Raw genomic sequence first — 15515 nt, 5'->3', positions numbered from 1 at the left:
AGTCAGCCGCCTATCCTGAGGGCACAAGGAGATCCGGAAAGATATTACTTCTGAACGATTGCGCCACGACCAATGTCTGAAATTGGGCCGGTTGCAGACCGTCCGGTCTTGGTAGCGGGGTGACATAGCTGCTATAGAGCGCGGGCGACCTCTATGACTGCTTCCGACCCCATTGCGGGAGACGAAGACAGCTAAAGCGGACCGTATAAGTCCCTGTCATATTGCTGCAGGTTTCAGGATTTTTGCGACAAATTACGGACAGCCTTGCAGCTTGGCTGGCTGATAGCCGAAACCACCAATCTCAGCCGTCACGTTTTGTTAAGTACGAATCCATTCGATAAAATCTTAGTCTTAATGCCGCGCGTGTACGCCATTAGTGGTTGACACCATAGTAATCCAAGCGCGGAGACTTCACATGCGACGATGTTTTCTGAATACCTTACTGATAGCTGTCATCGCCGGCTTCAGCGTCCCGAGTGGTCCGACGCACACGTACGCTCAGTCGACTCCAAAAGCCCAGTTGGGAGAGGGGCGCGCATACGAGGTCATCGATAGCGAAGTCTGGGATGTGCCCGATCCGGTTTCCGGTCGCATTTACCAAGTCTTCGTCGCCTTACCACCGTCCTATGCGAAGGAACCTCAGCGGCGTTACCCCGTGCTTTACGTCACCGATGCTGATTACGCTTTCCCGATCATCCGGCAGATCGGCCGCCGTCTGAACGTCGAAGGGCCCCGGATCGAGGAGTTCATTCTTGTCGGTTTGTCTTATGGAAAGGGTGAGGATGGCAAGGTCAGCCGTCAGCGCGACTACACCCCCACGTCGAACGGTCCAAGGAGCGCACCTGCTGGTGCGATCCATGGGCAGGGACGGGCCTATCAGCGATATTTGGGTGATCAGGTGAAACCATCTATCGCCGCCCGCTATCGTACCGATCCCGCCAGATCGCTCTTCCTTGGCCACTCCTACGGTGCTTTGCTTGGCGCACAGATCCTGTTCACCGAACCTGGCTTGTTTAGCGGCTATATCCTCGGTAGCCCCTCTCTCTGGTACGACAAGCGCCACACCTTGAAGCTCGAAACGGATTACGCCACGCGGAACAAGGACCTGCCGGCGAAGGTCTATCTTTATGTCGGCGCCTTTGAGGCGCAGCGCAAAGGCGACCGGCGCTACAACCAGACGGTGGATATGGTCGCCGACAACCGGGCTTTAGAAGTAGCGTTGCAGAGCCGAAAGTATCCGAGCCTGCAATTGAAGTCGGCGGTCTTGGATGACGAGGATCACCTCACCGTCGCGCCGCGTGGCTTCACGCGGGGCTTAGAGTACCTTCTGAGTGTGCGCTGACAAATCGCATCGAAAACTGGAACGAAGCCGTCGCATGATTCCCACGTTTTGCGAGCATACCAGCCGCGCTGAATTTTCAGTGGAATATCCGTCACAAAGGTCAGGTGCAAAAGTCGGTCCTACGCGACCGACCTTTGCGATGCCGAATGGCCGCTTCATCCTCCTCAACTGGGCCATTCAGCCCAAACAGGCCGAGCGGTTGCTTTGGAGAAGTTTGCGGCCCGCGTGAAGGCCGGAGTGGAGGCGCATAGCTGCCATTCCAAGCCACATAGGCGACATTTCCGTAGAGCAATCAATCGACCGCAAACGATTCGAACTTTTCCACCGCCGCTTCTACGCTTTTTCTGCGTACCGGGCGCATTTACCAGATGCGAAAGCGTATGTTCGGCGGCTACAGCGTACTGTGGAGGGCAATCGGCGGTATTTGGCGCACCCGACAGGATTCGAACCTGTGACCTTTGGAATCGGAATCCAACACTCTATCCAGCTGAGCTACGGGTGCAGCGGTCACGCTTGAATCGCGTGCAGCGGTTGGTTCATACCCCAGCTTTCTTTCCGCATCAATGTGTAAAAATCAAAGATTTGCGAAACCTTGCCGGTTTTCCTGTCGTGGCAAGGGCGGGGCTTGTTGCGGGGTGTTGGCATCCGCTGTCGGGCAAAAGGGGCGGTGCGTCGTTTGACGTATTGTGTTTTTTGTGGAAAACGGTTTTCCCTTTTAAGTAGTATATTATTGCCCGATCCGGCGGCGATTTCGCCGCTGCCGTACACAGGTGGCTGGATTGGCGCAACGCCTTTGAAACAAGGAGCGGAAAGGGGATCGGGCCCCTCAAAATCGGCGGGTAATTAGTCGTACTTTTCTTGTCGCCAAGATGTTGATCTGGCTGTAAAGTTCGGCTATTCGGTTATTAACTGTCAAATTATTATACAATATTAGTATCATCTACATTTATTTGGGATACAGTTTCGGAACGTTGTCGGTTATGATTTCGGCAGGGTAAGGGAACGAATCAGGCGGGGGATCGGATGGCTTTGCGATTGGCACATAGCAACGGGCCGCGGGCGGAAAAAGCCGAAAGCGGCAGCATGGAGACGGCGCATCCTGCGACAATCGACTATGGGTTGCTGACGACGGCAATCGGTTATCATTTGCGGCACTCTCAACTTGCCGTGGCAAACGGGTTCTCCGATGTGCTGGCGGAACTGGGATTGCGGCCGGCCGATTTTTCCGTTCTCGTGATCGTCGGTGGCAATCCGGGCCTCAAGCAGAGCGATGTCGCCGAAGCGCTTGGCATTCAGCGCGCCAATTTCGTTGCGATCGTCGACAGCATGGAAGACAAGGGATTGCTTGTCCGCCGCAGATCGGAAGAGGACAGGCGCGTTCATTTTCTCGATATGACCGATGAAGGCAGCAGCCTTCTCGACCGTCTATCCGATGCATGGCGGGACCGTGAGGAAAAGCTGATCGACAGGATCGGCGGCAAAAAGGCCCGCGACCAGTTGCTGGCCCTGCTTGGACGTCTGCGGGACTGAAACATCGACAAGGCAGACGGGCGTGCGGCGCTGCGGGTTGTCCTTGCACGGCGCCGCCCTCAGTCCATTGAGGGCATGGCGACATTAAACCTTTCACGAGAGCCTGATCGGCCGCGGATCGATTTGCATTGCAATTTTCCTGTGAAACGGCCAAGACGCGTGAACGTGTTTGCGCCTTGGCGCGCCGCGATCGCAATCTGATGTAATGGAAAGGCCCGGACGGGGACGCCATGCTGAATATCGATACGAGCCATCCGCTTTATCGCCCGCTATGGGTCAGATTGCTTATCGTCGGTTTTTGCGCCGCATGGGCCGTTATCGAATTCGTCAATCGCGAGTTTTTCTGGGGAACCATCGTCGGTGGCATCGCGGCTTATGCGGCTTATGAGTTGCTGGTGAAGTTCAAACCTGCGAACAGCAGCGGCGTCAGCACAAATGATGCAGGCAAGGCCGCATCGAATGATGCCGCCGAAAGCGCGCCGGCCGACAAGAACGACGCCGGCTGAGACGCTCCTATCTCTGTTTTGCACATTTTCAGAGTATAAAACGCGGCATTTTTACCGGAAGTGCGCGCGGGTTCGCAGCATCCGGATCGCCTGGTCGATCAGGAGATTTGCTGCCGTCATGCGCAGTGTCGCATTGTGCCGGAACTCCGGCTTAACCCCATCGGGGTGATTGAGCCGGGCGAAGGCGCGACGTTTCTCCGCCAATGTTGTTGCCGTGTCGGTTTCATCGATTGCCAGTTCCGCCGAAACATCGGCGAGCGAGGTTTTTTCGAGATATGCCGGCATCGGCTCGGGCTGGGGGGGCGGCTCGGGCTCGGGGGGAGGAGCGGGATCCGGCAGAAAAGCGAGATAGGCGTCGAGGTGGCCGTTTGCCGGTGGCGGCGCTTCAGGATGTGTGCCAACGACGAAACCCGAACTGAAACCGGCGATGCGGTGACCGGCGGGCGGCGGCTGTTCTTCCGCGCTTTCCTCTTCTTTTTCCTGTTTCAGTCTTTCGACCACCGACTGGAAGACGGATTGTCCGAAGAGCATGCGGCTTTTCCCTGCATCAGCCTGAATAGATCCGGCCTTATATAGAATGAAGGTGGCGTCTGGCTTGCCGCGTCAGATGCCGGCGAGCTTGCGGCTTTCATCCAGAACCAGGTCGTAGAGCAGCCGGGCGCTGGGCGGCAAAACGCGGCCTTTGGTGGTGATGATGCTGTAGGGCTTCACCACGAGCTCGAAATCCGTCGGCAGGATGCGCGTGCGGCCGATATCGGCCTCCTGGCCCGTCACGAACTCGGCCATGTCCTGGGCGATCGGCGCAATCGCATCGGTGTTGCAGATCAGGGCGAGCGTCAGGAGCATGGAGGGTGTGTTAATGATGTTGCGCGGCATGGCGACGCCATGGGTGAGGAACACATCTTCCATAGTTCTGCGCAAAAGCGCGCCGGGCGGCTGGAACACCCAGTCATAGGCGGAAAGGTCATCAAGGGTCACGGGCTCGCCGCCCAGCAGTGGATGGCCTTCGCGCACCACAAGACAGGCACGCTCGATGCCGATTTCATGGATGGAGAAGAGGCCCGGATCAAAATCATCCGGGATGCGGCCGATGATGAAGTCATGCCGCGCGGCCAGCAGTTCGCGGGCCAGCACGTTGCTGCTTTCCACCTGCACGTTGATTTCGATGCCGGGATAGGTGTCCATCGCCCGTTTTATGGCGGGAACGACGAGGCTGACGGCAGGCGCAGTGACGGCGCCGATATAGACCGATCCGCCGCTGCCGGATTTCATCTGGTTCAGTTCGCGGCTTGCCTCGCGCAGTTCCAGCAATATGGTGCGGGCCCGGCGGGCCAGCGCCTCGCCGAATTTCGTCAGCACCACGCCGCGCGAGGCCCTTTGACAGAGCGGGCTTTTGACGATTGCTTCCATTTCCGAGAGCATGCGCGAGGCCGCCGGCTGCGTCATGTTCATGGTGGCGGCCGCCGCGCTGACCTGTCCGTGCTCCTCGATCATGACCAGCATGCGCAGATGGCTCATCTTCAGTCCGGCGCGCAGAAGCGGGTTGTCCTCAAAGACGAAAAGCGCATCTGTTGTTTGCGTCTGCTCATACACTTTCTGGTTGCTCATGCGCCGCCCCATACCCCTCAATGGTTATTGTATCGATTTAATATATCATAATTGATATATGTTGGGCGACATATTCTATTTGACAGTTATATGGATTCAGAACAGTTTGCGGAATGCCGGGGAGGAGCGGCATCTGTTTCATTTCGCACCTGCGAGATCGAAACGGGCTAAATGCGGCTTCTTCCTCTGACGGCATGAATTTCATGGTGCGCCGCAGCAAGCGGCACCAGAGAAGGGTTCAAGGGAGAGAGTTAATGAAGTCCATTATTTCGCTGATGGCGGCTTGTGCCATCGGTGCTGCTTCCTTCGCAGCGCCGGCTTTCGCGCAGGACAAGGGTTCCGTTGGCATTGCCATGCCGACAAAATCTTCCGCGCGCTGGATCGATGACGGCAACAACATCGTCAAGCAGCTCGAGGAAGCCGGTTACAAGACCGACCTGCAATATGCCGATGATGATATTCCGAACCAGCTTTCCCAGATCGAAAACATGGTCACCAAGGGCGTCAAGGTCCTCGTGATCGCATCGATCGACGGCACGACGCTGTCGGACGTTCTGAAGCAGGCCGGCGAGCAGGGCATCAAGGTCATCGCTTATGACCGTCTTATCCGCAACAGCGGCGATGTCAGCTACTACGCAACCTTCGACAACTTCCAGGTTGGCGTTCTGCAGGCAACTTCGATCACCGACAAGCTTGGCCTGAAGGACGGCAAGGGTCCGTTCAACATCGAGCTGTTCGGCGGTTCTCCTGATGATAACAACGCCTTCTTCTTCTATGACGGCGCTATGTCGGTTCTCCAGCCTTACATCGACAGCGGCAAGCTGGTCGTAAAGTCCGGCCAGACCGGCATGGACAAGGTCGGTACGCTGCGCTGGGACCCGGCAACGGCCCAGGCCCGTATGGATAACCTGCTGTCGGCCTACTACACCGACGCCAAGGTTGACGCCGTTCTGTCGCCTTACGACGGTCTGTCCATCGGCATCATCTCCTCGCTGAAGGGCGTCGGTTACGGCTCGAAGGATCAGCCGCTGCCGGTCGTTTCGGGTCAGGATGCCGAAGTTCCCTCCGTCAAGTCGATCATTGCCGGCGAACAGTACTCCACCATCTTCAAGGACACTCGCGAACTTGCGAAGGTGACCGTCAACATGGTGAACGCCGTTCTGCAGGGCAAGGAGCCTGAGGTAAACGACACCAAGACCTATGAAAATGGCGTCAAGGTCGTTCCGTCCTACCTCCTGAAGCCGGTTGCCGTGACCAAGGAGAACTACAAGCAGGTTCTCGTTGACGGCGGTTATTACAAAGAAGACCAGCTGAAATAAGCTTCACGACACATGCGGGGATGACTTGGCGTCATCCCCGTTTTTCCATAAAAATAAAAACGCCGAAATTAATCGGGCGCTGGATTGCGATATGGCCAATACCATTCTCGAAATGCGGAACATCACCAAGACGTTTCCGGGCGTGAAAGCGCTTGAGAACGTCAACCTCAAGGTTAAAGAGGGTGAGATCCACGCACTCGTCGGTGAGAACGGCGCGGGGAAGTCGACCTTGATGAAGGTCCTTTCCGGTGTTTATCCCGCCGGCACCTATGAGGGCGAAATCCATTATGAAGGCGCAGTGCGGAATTTTCGCGCCATCAACGACAGTGAAGATATTGGTATCATCATCATTCACCAGGAGCTTGCGCTTGTGCCGCTCCTGTCGATTGCGGAAAACATCTTCCTTGGCAACGAGGTCGCCTCGAACGGCGTCATCAGCTGGCAGCAGACCTTCAACCGCACCCGCGAACTTTTAAAGAAGGTGGGCCTGAAGGAATCGCCGGAGACGCTGATAACCGATATCGGCGTTGGCAAGCAGCAGCTGGTCGAAATCGCCAAGGCGCTGTCGAAGAGCGTGAAGCTGCTCATTCTCGATGAGCCGACCGCCTCGCTTAACGAAAGCGATTCCGAGGCGCTGCTCAACCTGTTGATGGAATTCCGCAAGCAGGGCATGACGTCGATCATCATCACCCACAAGCTCAACGAAGTGCGCAAGGTGGCCGACCAGATCACCGTGCTGCGCGACGGCATGACGGTGAAGACGCTCGACTGTCATCAGGAAGAAATCAGCGAGGATGTCATCATCCGCAACATGGTGGGACGCGATCTGGAAGATCGTTATCCGCCGCGCGATGTGCCGATCGGCGAGACCATTCTCGAAGTGAAAAACTGGAACGCCTATCACCAGCAGCACCGCGACAGGCAGGTCCTGCACGACATCAATGTCACGGTACGCAAGGGCGAAGTCGTCGGCATTGCCGGGCTGATGGGGGCAGGGCGCACCGAATTCGCGATGAGCGTCTTCGGCAAGTCCTATGGCCACAAGATCAGCGGTGAAGTGCGGATCCATGGCAAGCCGGTGGATGTCAGCACCGTGCGCAAGGCGATCGACGCCGGTCTTGCCTATGTGACCGAGGACCGCAAGCATCTCGGTCTCGTGCTCAACGACAACATTCTGCACAACACCACGCTTGCCAATCTGGCCGGCGTGTCGAAGGCCAGCGTCATCGACGACATCAAGGAAATGAAGGTGGCGAGCGATTTCCGCACACGCCTTCGCATCCGCTCTTCCGGCATCTTTCAGGAAACGGTCAATCTTTCGGGTGGCAACCAGCAGAAGGTTGTGCTCTCCAAGTGGCTGTTCTCAGATCCCGACGTGCTGATCCTCGACGAGCCGACACGCGGTATCGACGTCGGCGCGAAATATGAAATCTACACCATCATCAACCAGCTCGCTGCCGACGGCAAAGGCGTTCTGATGATATCATCGGAAATGCCCGAACTGCTCGGCAATTGCGACCGCATCTACGTCATGAACGAAGGCCGCATCGTCGCTGAACTGCCGAAGGGAGAGGCGAGCCAGGAAAGCATCATGCGCGCTATCATGCGCTCAGGGGAGAAGAACTCATGAGTTCGGCAAACACAACAAGCGAAGAAAGTAACGTCATCTCGGTCACCTCCTATATTCGCTCCAACATTCGCGAATATGGCATGCTGATCGCGCTCGTCGCCATCATGGTTTTCTTCCAGTTCTACACCGGCGGCATCCTGTTCCGTCCGGTCAACCTGACCAACCTCATCCTGCAGAACTCGTTCATCGTCATCATGGCGCTTGGCATGCTGCTCGTGATCGTTGCCGGGCATATCGACCTTTCGGTCGGCTCCATCGTCGCTTTCGTGGGCGCGATCGCGGCCATCCTGACCGTGCAATGGGGCATGAACCCGTTTCTGGCGGCACTGATTTGTCTCGTCATCGGCGGCATCATCGGTGCGGCCCAGGGTTACTGGATCGCTTACCACCGCATCCCGTCCTTCATCGTGACGCTGGCGGGCATGCTGGTGTTCCGCGGGCTCACCCTCTTCGTGCTCGGCGGCAAGAACATCGGCCCGTTCCCGACCGATTTCCAGATCATCAGCACCGGCTTCCTGCCTGACATCGGTGGTATCGAAGGTCTGAACACCACGTCGATGATCCTGACGCTGCTGATTACGGTCGTGCTGTTCTATCTGGCATGGCGCCGTCGCGTGGTGAACGTGAAGCACGGCATCGATGTCGAGCCGTTCGGTTTCTTCATTGTGCAGAATCTGCTGATCTCTGGTGCTATCCTCTTCCTGGGTTACCAGCTGTCCACCTATCGCGGTCTGCCGAACGTTCTGATCGTGATGTTGGTTCTGATTGCGCTCTACAGCTTCGTGACGCGCCGTACGACCATCGGCCGCCGCGTTTACGCCATGGGCGGCAACGAGAAGGCGACCAAGCTTTCCGGTATCAATACCGAACGCCTGAGCTTCCTCACCTTCGTCAACATGGGCGTGCTGGCCGGTCTTGCCGGCATGATCATCGCGACCCGCCTCAATTCGGCGACGCCGAAGGCTGGTGTGGGCTTCGAGCTTGACGTCATCGCGGCCTGCTTCATCGGCGGTGCTTCGGCGTCCGGCGGCGTGGGCAAGATCACCGGTGCGGTCATCGGCGCCTTCATCATGGGCGTCATGAACAACGGCATGTCGATCGTCGGCCTCGGCATCGACTTCCAGCAGATGGTCAAGGGTCTCGTGCTTCTCGCCGCCGTGTTCTTCGACGTCTACAACAAAAACAAGGGCTGATCGGCCCGCCCAAATCGCAAGTCAAAAAAGTGGCCGGTTTCCGGCCACTTTCATAAGATGCAGGCGCATGCGCCGATGAAGATAAGGCGCGTTGCGCCGGAGGAAGGAAATCCCGTGCTCATTTCACAGATCAAAGATGCCAGCGGCAAAATCACCGTAGCCGTTCGCGAGGAAGGCGGGCAAGCACGCGCCGTCAACAATGCAGAGTCGGTTTATGCGCTGGCCATGGAAGCCGCCAATGGCGGCAAGAGCCTTGCCGATGTCATTGCCGCCCATGGTCTGGGCGATGCCGTCGATCTCGAAAAGGCTTATGCCGAAGGTCGTTTCCTGCCGCCGATCACCCATCCCGATCCGGCGCATCTGCATCTGACCGGCACGGGCCTCACCCATCTGGGCTCCGCCGCGACCCGCGACAGCATGCATAAGAAGACCACGGAAGCCGCCGAAGAAAGCCTGACAGACTCCATGAAGATGTTCCGCATGGGTCTCGAAAACGGCAAGCCGAAGGCTGGCGAAAAGGGCGTTCAGCCCGAATGGTTCTACAAGGGCAACGGCCACGTGGCGGCAGCGCCCGGTGCCGCGCTCACCTCTCCGTCCTTTGCGCTCGATGGCGGCGAAGAGCCGGAAATGGCCGGCATCTACGTGATCTCCGACAAGGGTGAAGCGGTGCGTATCGGCTTTGCCGTCTCAAACGAATTTTCCGATCACGTCACCGAGCGGATCAACTATCTCTACCTCGCCCATTCCAAGCTGCGCCCCGCAAGCTTCGGCCCGGAAATCCGCGTCGGCGCACCGCCGTCCGATATTCGCGGCACCTCGCGCATCCGTCGCGGCGACAAGGTGATTTTCGAAAAGCCGTTCGTCTCGGGTGAGGACAACATGTCCCACACCTTCGCGAATCTCGAATATCACCATTTCAAATACGGCCTGTTCCGCGCACCTGGCGATGTTCATGTGCACATGTTCGGCACGGCGACGCTCTCCTTCGCAGACGGCATCAAGCCGGAAGCGGGCGATGTGTTCGAGATCGAAGCCGCCGGTTTCGGCCTGCCGCTGAGGAACCCGCTTGCGGTGCAGGCGGAAGAAGAGATTGCCGTTCGGCAGATCTGATCTGCGGACTGTGTGTGAAGAATGGTCGGGGGTGGGTCATCCCTCCCTCGACGTCATCCTCGGGCTTGTCCCGAGGATCCACAACCCGGGGTGACCATGGATCCTCGGGTCAAGCCCGAGGATGACGGAGGAGGGGTTTTCAAGCTCCTCCATAGTCCCGTTGCCGCCTGATGGCACGTAGGGATCAGACCCCCCACAGCTTTCCTTCGCCCACCTCCACCGAATTCCCCGCCGGGTCGCGGATGTAGACGGAATAGCTGTCATTCGGCCAGCGGTGATAATGTTCGATGGCAATGCCAAGCTCTTCGAAGCGTGCCCTCCAGCCGTCCACTTCCGCCTTGTCCTTCGCATAAAAACAGAAATGGCCCTGCCCGACGGCACCATGGCGCGGAATCGGGTTGTCCGGCGTGACCTTGCGTGATTGTTGCGGATCGAAGACCAGCAGCATCTGTTGGCCGCATTTGAAGAAGATGAATTGGCCGGGCAGCTTGCGGACGATCTCCAGCCCGAAAACGTCGCGGTAAAAAGCCTCGGCGTCGTCGAGATCATCGGCGTAGATCGCGATTTCCATAATGGCGGCTGGCGGGCGCATGGTTTCCTCCGGTAGTTCATGGGCAGTCCGGTGCGGGCCCGGACGCTTCAAGTTTTCGTGCTGTGGGTCAACACAGTGAGATCGTGTTTGCCGACATTGCGTTCCAGAACGGTCCAGCCGCAATTGATATAATAGGTTTCCAGATTTTGCTCACAGCACAGGTAGGTGGTGTGGTGACCGAGTTCGGCCGCCCTTTTCGTCGCGGCTTGCATCAGCGCCCTGGCGACGCCCGCCCCCCGGCGGTCTTCCTCCACCCACAGGGCGGCGACCCAGGGCAGATATTGCGGACGTTCTTCCAGATCGCAATGGATGAGGAAGGCTGAACCGACATAAACGTCGCCGTCATGGGCGACGAAGCCGGTTGGCAGGGCATGGGGATTGGTCATGTCCTTCAGATGTTCCGCAACATCGCCGACATGCAGGCCGCTGTCCTGCCACCATGCCGTCCAGACCCGTTCAGCGATGATGGGGCCATGGGACTGGCAGTCCCGATAGTCGGAAATCCTGTACAAAAGTCGTCTCCTCGCGGACTTCTTTGCCCGCAGGCTGAAGCCGGACCATGCCATGTCAATCGATGCCGCGATTTAAACGGTCGGGACGCGCTTTCGCAACCTGCAGGTTGCTGAAAAGGGTCAGGACTTCGTTGCCGTCACATGCAGCCAGTCGGTCGGCAGCTTGTCATATCCGCTGCCCATCCGGGCTTCTATCTCGAGGCTTGTCCAGCCAAGCTGGCCGTACAGGTCTTCCAGCCAGGCTTTCGAAGGATAGTTGTAATAACGGCCGAAGGTGTCGCGGCCTTCCGCCTCTCCCGCCTTGAAGCTGGCGTAGAAAACGCCGCCCCGCTTCAGCGCTGCATGGATGCGGCCGATGATGCCGGGAAGGGCGGGGCGGGGCACATGCAGCAGGCAGGCATTGGCCCAGACGCCGTCATAACGATCGCTGTCGCCGATATCCTCGAACAGCAATGTCTTGACGGGAATGCCAAGCCGGGCTTCCGCAGCCTTGGCGATGTCGGGCGTTCCATCGGTGGGGTGAACGTCGAAACCCGCAGCCAGCATGAATTCGCTGTCCTGCCCACCGCCGCATCCCAGCTCGAGGATACTTGCGCCAACCGGCAGGCGCGACAGAAACTGATCCAGATGAGGCCGGTCCGGCGCCTGTCTCCTTGATGTATAGGCTCCGGCGTTGTCGGTATAAAAGCCGATGGTGTCGTCGTCTCTGGCGGTCATTGTCTCAACTCTGCGACTGGCTCTGGCTTTGTGTTTCCTGCACCGTCACGGAGACACTTAGCGTTTCGCCGGCCGGGCCGATCCGCATGCCGGAGATCGGCGCACAATCACGGTAGCAGAGGCCGGAGGCGATGCGGACATAATGGTCATCCGGGCAGATGTTGTTGGCGGCGTCGAAACCGACCCAGCCAAGCCCCTGAAGATGCACCTCGGCCCAGGCATGGGTGGCCGTCTGCTGCGCCACTTCGTCCATCATCAGATAACCGGAGACATAACGGGCGGGCAGGCCGATCAGCCGTGCGGCCGAAATCAGGATATGGGCGTGGTCCTGGCAGACGCCCTTGCCGGCCTCCAGTGCCGTTTCCGCCGTGGTTTCAGTGTCGGTCGAGCCCGGCACATATTGAACCTTGCGGTGAATATTCTCCATGAGGTCATGCAGGCGGGCAAGCTCGCTGTCACCGTTGCTGGTCTTTGCCAGTTCACGCACCAGTTTTCCCGGCTTGGTCAGCGGAGTCTCGCGCATGAAGAGCCACAGCGGCGCATTGCCGGTATGGGTACCGAACACACCGGCCTTGTCCTCGGTGATGACGAGGCCGCTTGCCAGAACCTTGACCTTCCGTTGCGGGCCTTCCGTCTCCACCAGGGCAACCCGGTTGCCGAAATGGTCGTCATAGGTCACTTCGACGGTGGCGCCGTCGACCGATACATCCCAGTCTTCGACCGTCTGGCATGGGCCGGTCTGCGGTGTCAGGCGCAGCCGCTGCAATGCATAGGGCATCGGCTCGTCATAGACATATTCCGTCGTATGGGTGATTTTCAGACGCATAAGATGTCCCCGTCCACGCGCTTACTGATAAAAGCGGTAGCCTTCCACGATTTCCTGGCCCAGCTGACCGTTGCGGTTGACAAATCTCTCCAGAAATTCGTGCAGACCTTCATCCATGACACGGCCGATGGTCGTTTTGCGCAGACTGTCGCGAATGCTTTCGGCCGTCTCATGCGCCTTGTGCCTTTCACCGTAATCCTCGGCTATGTAATTGAGGTTGCTGGCGATCTTTTCGTAACAATAGGCGAGCGAGCGCGGCATGCGGCCGTTGAGAATGAGGAAGTCGGCAATATTGGCCGGCTTGTACTCCGCATCGTAGACCCAGCCATAGGAGCGGTGGGCCGAGACCGACCGCAGGATGGATTCCCACTGCGCATTGTCGAGCGAGGAGCCGACATGGGCGACGGCCGGCAGCAGCACGTAATATTTCACGTCCAGAATGCGGGCGGTATTGTCGGCACGCTCGATGAAGGTGCCGATGCGGGAGAAATTATAGAGATCGTTGCGCAGCATCGAACCATGGAAGGCGCCGCGCACCAGACCGGCGCGATGCTTGATGACATCGATGGTCTGCGGCAGCTCGGCATGGCTGAGCTTTCGGCCGAGGATATTCTTCAGCTCGATCCAGAATTCGTTGGTGGCTTCCCATGTCTCGCGCGTCAGCGCCGTGCGCACCATGCGGGCATTGTTGCGGCCCGCCTCGATGCAGGACATGACGCTGGAAGGGTTCGCCTTGTCCCGCAGCAGATAGTCGATCGCATTGGCCGCCGTCACCTTCTCGCGCGTTTCGAGAAAGGCTTCGTGCACGCCCGCACTTTGCAATACGCCATCCCAGTCCTCATCACCGCTGCCGCTGCGCGTCAGTGAAACGCGCAGGCCCGCATCGATCAGCCGGGCGATGTTTTCAGCGCGCTCGATATACCGGAACATCCAGTAGAGCCCGTTTGCCGTTCTGCCCAGCATGGCTTAGTCCTCCAGTACCCATGTATCCTTGGTGCCGCCGCCCTGGCTGGAATTGACCACCAGCGAGCCCTGCTTGAGGGCAACGCGGGTCAGTCCGCCGGGAATGATCTTCACCTTGTCTGAAACCAGCACATAAGGACGCAGATCGACATGGCGCGGCGCGATGCCGTTCTTCACCATGATCGGCACGGTGGAAAGCGACAGCGTCGGCTGCGCAATGTAATTGGAGGGGCGGGCTTTCAGCTTTTCGGCAAAAAGCGCCCGTTCCTTTTTCGACGCGGTGGGGCCGACCAGCATGCCGTAACCGCCCGAACCGTGGACTTCCTTGACGACCAGTTCGGCAAGGTTGTCGAGAACGTATCTTAGGCTGTCCGGCTCCGAACAGCGCCATGTCGGCACGTTTTCCAGCAGCGGCTTGCGGCCGGTATAGAATTCGACGATCTCAGGCATGTAGGAATAGATCGCCTTGTCATCGGAAATGCCGGTGCCGGGGGCATTGGCGATGGTGATGTTGCCGGCGCGATAGACATCCATGATGCCGGGCACGCCGAGCGCCGAATCCGGCCGGAATGTCAACGGATCAAGGAAATCGTCGTCGACGCGGCGGTAGAGCACGTCGATGGCTTCATAGCCCCGTGTGGTGCGCATCTTGACCTTGCCGTCCATGACGCGCAGGTCGGAGCCTTCCACCAGTTCCACGCCCATCATGTCGGCGAGGAAGGAATGTTCGTAATAGGCGGAATTATAGATGCCCGGGGTCAGCACCGCGACACGCGGCTTGCCGGTGCAGCCGGGAGGGGCGAGCGAGGCGAGGGACTGGCGCAGGAGGTAGGGATAGTCCTCCACCCGCCGGACCTTGTTTTCATGGAAGAGTTCCGGGAACATCTGCATCATCGTTTCACGGTTTTCCAGCATGTAGCTGACACCGGACGGTGTGCGGGCATTGTCTTCCAGAACATAGAACTGGTCTTCGCCGGTGCGGACGATATCCGTGCCGACAATATGGGTATAAACGCCGCCGGGCGGAGTGAAGCCGATCATTTCCGGCAGGAAGGCTTCGTTTTTTTCGATGATTTCGCGGGGAATGCGCCCGGCGCGGATGATTTCCTGTTTGTGGTAGATATCGTCGAGGAAAGCGTTGAGAGCGAGAACCCGCTGTTCGATACCCTGGGCCAGTTTGCGCCACTCACGGCCTGAAATGATGCGCGGGATGATATCGAAGGGGATCAGTTTTTCTGAACTGTCGGCGTGGCCATAGACTGCGAAAGTAATACCGGTTTTTCGAAAGATGTTTTCCGCGTCTTTTGACTTCTGGATCAGGTGCGCCCTGTCCTGCCGGCTGTACCACTCGTTATAGTTTTCATATGGGCTTCGCGGCGTTTCGTCCGCATTTATCATTTCGTCAAATGCCAACTTCGATGTCCCCTTTTTTACCATATGAATACAACGACAAATGCAATGCAAGAACTATGCGGGCGTCCCCGCGAAGATTTTTCAGCGCCCTAGAGTTTTAAAAAAGAAGCGTTTTTTCGGTTTCAGCCTATAAATGCGGCATCGGCAAAATGGTTGCGCGGCGAGGCAGGGCTGATGAGGGTGGTGGTGCTGTGTGCGCCTTGGGCGAATGCATAAATTTTGTTCGTTCGCTTTCGGTTGATGGCTTGCGCCGC

The 15515-nt window shown here is 58.1% G+C and carries 15 protein-coding genes and 1 tRNA gene; 7 read left to right on the top strand and 9 right to left on the bottom strand.

Annotation, left to right across the window (positions count from 1 at the left end):
* Positions 1 to 415 precede the first annotated feature (415 nt).
* Positions 416 to 1342: an alpha/beta hydrolase-fold protein gene (locus JZY08_RS10770; RefSeq protein WP_216330123.1), complete on the top strand. Its 927-nt coding sequence runs from the start codon at positions 416 to 418 to the stop codon at positions 1340 to 1342.
* Positions 1343 to 1767: 425 nt separating this feature from the next.
* Here JZY08_RS10770 and JZY08_RS10765 read toward each other — a convergent pair.
* Positions 1768 to 1844 (bottom strand) — tRNA-Arg (locus tag JZY08_RS10765).
* A 521-nt stretch (positions 1845 to 2365) separates the two neighbouring features.
* On the opposite strand from JZY08_RS10765, the gene JZY08_RS10760 reads away from it, so the two are divergent.
* Together JZY08_RS10760 and JZY08_RS10755 are read left to right on the top strand one after the other, a co-directional pair.
* Positions 2366 to 2872: a MarR family winged helix-turn-helix transcriptional regulator gene (locus tag JZY08_RS10760; RefSeq protein WP_003491655.1), complete on the top strand. Its 507-nt coding sequence runs from the start codon at positions 2366 to 2368 to the stop codon at positions 2870 to 2872.
* A 230-nt stretch (positions 2873 to 3102) separates the two neighbouring features.
* The gene (locus tag JZY08_RS10755) at positions 3103 to 3378 is read left to right on the top strand and encodes a hypothetical protein (RefSeq protein WP_082182793.1); all 276 of its coding nucleotides are present in this window, start codon (positions 3103 to 3105) and stop codon (positions 3376 to 3378) included.
* 51 nt (positions 3379 to 3429) lie between these two features.
* On the opposite strand, the gene JZY08_RS10750 is transcribed toward JZY08_RS10755, so the two are convergent.
* Both JZY08_RS10750 and JZY08_RS10745 read right to left on the bottom strand, forming a co-directional pair.
* Positions 3430 to 3909 (bottom strand): hypothetical protein, encoded by a 480-nt coding sequence (locus JZY08_RS10750; RefSeq protein ID WP_216330122.1) that lies wholly within the window; start codon positions 3907 to 3909, stop codon positions 3430 to 3432.
* Between the two features lie 72 nt (positions 3910 to 3981).
* Complete coding sequence (locus JZY08_RS10745; protein WP_035240946.1) at positions 3982 to 4986, bottom strand: LysR family transcriptional regulator; 1005 nt, start codon at positions 4984 to 4986, stop codon at positions 3982 to 3984.
* Between the two features lie 254 nt (positions 4987 to 5240).
* Between JZY08_RS10745 and chvE the strand changes: the two genes are divergently transcribed.
* From chvE to araD1, 4 genes are all read left to right on the top strand, one after another.
* Positions 5241 to 6305: a sugar ABC transporter substrate-binding protein ChvE gene (chvE, locus tag JZY08_RS10740; protein WP_003491647.1), complete on the top strand. Its 1065-nt coding sequence runs from the start codon at positions 5241 to 5243 to the stop codon at positions 6303 to 6305.
* Between the two features lie 91 nt (positions 6306 to 6396).
* A complete protein-coding gene (gene gguA / locus JZY08_RS10735; protein WP_035240943.1) occupies positions 6397 to 7935 on the top strand; it encodes a sugar ABC transporter ATP-binding protein GguA in 1539 nt (512 codons plus the stop codon).
* A complete protein-coding gene (gguB, locus tag JZY08_RS10730) occupies positions 7932 to 9128 on the top strand; it encodes a sugar ABC transporter permease GguB (protein ID WP_003491643.1) in 1197 nt (398 codons plus the stop codon). Before gguA ends, gguB begins: the two co-directional genes overlap by 4 nt.
* 114 nt (positions 9129 to 9242) lie before the next feature.
* Positions 9243 to 10238: a 2-keto-3-deoxy-L-arabinonate dehydratase AraD1 gene (gene araD1, locus JZY08_RS10725; RefSeq protein WP_216330121.1), complete on the top strand. Its 996-nt coding sequence runs from the start codon at positions 9243 to 9245 to the stop codon at positions 10236 to 10238.
* Between the two features lie 184 nt (positions 10239 to 10422).
* Here araD1 and JZY08_RS10720 read toward each other — a convergent pair whose 3' ends face one another.
* The 6 genes from JZY08_RS10720 to JZY08_RS10695 all read right to left on the bottom strand — a co-directional run bounded on the left by JZY08_RS10720 (position 10423) and on the right by JZY08_RS10695 (position 15261).
* Positions 10423 to 10830 carry a VOC family protein gene (locus JZY08_RS10720; RefSeq protein ID WP_216330120.1) on the bottom strand — a complete coding sequence of 136 codons (408 nt, stop codon included), beginning with the start codon at positions 10828 to 10830 and terminating at the stop codon, positions 10423 to 10425.
* A gap of 47 nt (positions 10831 to 10877) precedes the next feature.
* Complete coding sequence (locus JZY08_RS10715; RefSeq protein ID WP_216330119.1) at positions 10878 to 11342, bottom strand: GNAT family N-acetyltransferase; 465 nt, start codon at positions 11340 to 11342, stop codon at positions 10878 to 10880.
* 120 nt (positions 11343 to 11462) lie between these two features.
* Positions 11463 to 12059, bottom strand: a complete 597-nt coding sequence (locus tag JZY08_RS10710) for a bifunctional 2-polyprenyl-6-hydroxyphenol methylase/3-demethylubiquinol 3-O-methyltransferase UbiG (protein ID WP_216330118.1) — start codon at positions 12057 to 12059, stop codon at positions 11463 to 11465.
* A 4-nt stretch (positions 12060 to 12063) separates the two neighbouring features.
* Positions 12064 to 12885 (bottom strand): transglutaminase family protein, encoded by an 822-nt coding sequence (locus JZY08_RS10705; RefSeq protein WP_003491633.1) that lies wholly within the window; start codon positions 12883 to 12885, stop codon positions 12064 to 12066.
* Between the two features lie 21 nt (positions 12886 to 12906).
* The gene (locus JZY08_RS10700; protein WP_003491631.1) at positions 12907 to 13848 is read right to left on the bottom strand and encodes an alpha-E domain-containing protein; all 942 of its coding nucleotides are present in this window, start codon (positions 13846 to 13848) and stop codon (positions 12907 to 12909) included.
* Positions 13849 to 13851: 3 nt separating this feature from the next.
* On the bottom strand, positions 13852 to 15261 hold the full coding sequence (locus JZY08_RS10695) for a circularly permuted type 2 ATP-grasp protein (protein WP_216330117.1): 1410 nt from the start codon (positions 15259 to 15261) through the stop codon (positions 13852 to 13854).
* Positions 15262 to 15515 lie beyond the last annotated feature (254 nt).

The sequence above is a fragment of the Rhizobium sp. X9 genome, assembly GCF_018873185.1.
In the GTDB taxonomy this organism is placed as follows: Bacteria; Pseudomonadota; Alphaproteobacteria; order Rhizobiales; family Rhizobiaceae; genus Agrobacterium; species Agrobacterium oryzihabitans.
Note: the sequence above shows the minus strand (reverse complement) of the source record. Positions and strands in the feature narration are given on the sequence as shown.